Raw genomic sequence first — 1,227 nt, 5'->3', positions numbered from 1 at the left:
AACGGTAGCGGCAGGCGGGTCGTCCACCATCATGGCGACGGTCCTCGAAGGACCACCCGCGCCGCTACCGTTCAAGCAGCCTGTGCGACCAGGCTTTCTGTGCGCGGCGTTAGCATCGCCGCTTGGTCGGGTACTGGTTCGGCCAGTACTTTGTTATCGTTCACCCCCTCCAGAGCGGCTTCGTCCAGCGCCTGACGCGCGGCCGCCGCTTTCTTGGTCTTCCCCGCGCGTGACGGCGGCTGGCAGGCCCCGCACACCACGTTGTCCTGCAAATCATGCTTGTGCGCCACGAACTTCCCCGTGCAGCGACAGCACTTGGTCAACTGCAACATCCCCGCGTCGAAAAAACGCACCAGCGTCCAGGCCCGCGTCAAATCGAGTACCGCCTCCACACCGCTATGACTGCAGTGTTCGAGGTACAGCCGATACCCCTTGGTCAATCCATCGAGGTGCGAGCAGCGCGCCTCGTTCCTCAGAAACACATACGTGTTGTAAAACAGCGAAGCGTGGATGTTCGCCAGCCACGTCATGTACCAGTCCGCCGAGAACGGCAACATGCCCTTGGGCGGCGACACCCCCTTGACCTCCCGGTACAGCCGGATCATCCGGTCGCGCGAGAGCGTCAGTTCGCTCTCGAGCACCTGCATCCGCGCGCCCAGCTCGATCAGCGCGATCGCGCGAAACACTTCCTGCGCATCTTCGGTGAGGCTCTTCTTGAGCATGGCTCGCCTCGTCTCTCAAGCGAACTGTTCGGCGGGCTGGCCCGCCAGCAGGATGGCCGCGTGCGTCGGGGCGATGTCTGCGTGCCGGGCGGGCTGCGTCAGCGCCGAGAGCATGGCGTGATCGTTGAAGCGGAAAAAGCACAGCAACTGGTCGGACGCCGCGAGCTTGACGATCTGCGCGAGGGTGAGGCCGGCGAGCAGATCGGCCAGCTCGGCGGACAGCCCGAGGCGAAACATGCCCACGGCGCGATCCTCGCGCAACATCCGCTGGGCGAGCATGATGTACGACAGGTTGATTTCGCGAATCGATTCCAGCGTTTCACGACCGTTCATGGCTGCTGCTTCCAGTAATTCCCCGAACCTGGCCCGGCATTTTTTGCCGGTATATTTTTTTCGCCTCACCGGGCGATCTGAGCGCCCGATGCATTTACTTCTGATACAGCTGTTACAACCTGTAACAACATCGTGAAACGGATTGTAAGTACCGTCAGACGGGAAAGCAAGG

Annotated in this window: 2 protein-coding genes; both read right to left on the bottom strand. The window is 61.9% G+C overall.

Features of this window, described 5'->3' with window-relative positions; translation table 11 throughout:
- Positions 1-71: 71 nt before the first annotated feature.
- A complete protein-coding gene (gene flhC / locus BG61_RS38495; protein WP_035928356.1) occupies positions 72-722 on the bottom strand; it encodes a flagellar transcriptional regulator FlhC in 651 nt (216 codons plus the stop codon).
- A 15-nt stretch (positions 723-737) separates the two neighbouring features.
- Positions 738-1,055 carry a flagellar transcriptional regulator FlhD gene (flhD, locus tag BG61_RS38490; protein WP_035928354.1) on the bottom strand — a complete coding sequence of 106 codons (318 nt, stop codon included), beginning with the start codon at positions 1,053-1,055 and terminating at the stop codon, positions 738-740.
- Positions 1,056-1,227 lie beyond the last annotated feature (172 nt).

The sequence above is a fragment of the Caballeronia glathei genome (genome assembly GCF_000698595.1).
GTDB classification, from domain to species: Bacteria; Pseudomonadota; Gammaproteobacteria; order Burkholderiales; family Burkholderiaceae; genus Caballeronia; species Caballeronia glathei.
Note: the sequence above shows the minus strand (reverse complement) of the source record. Positions and strands in the feature narration are given on the sequence as shown.

Bases quoted from the DNA above. Each gene is read 5' to 3' on its own strand.
- flhD (WP_035928354.1), bottom strand. From the start codon at position 1,055: ATGAACGGTCGTGAAACGCTGGAATCGATTCGCGAAATCAACCTGTCG.
- flhC (WP_035928356.1), bottom strand. From the start codon at position 722: ATGCTCAAGAAGAGCCTCACCGAAGATGCGCAGGAAGTGTTTCGCGCG.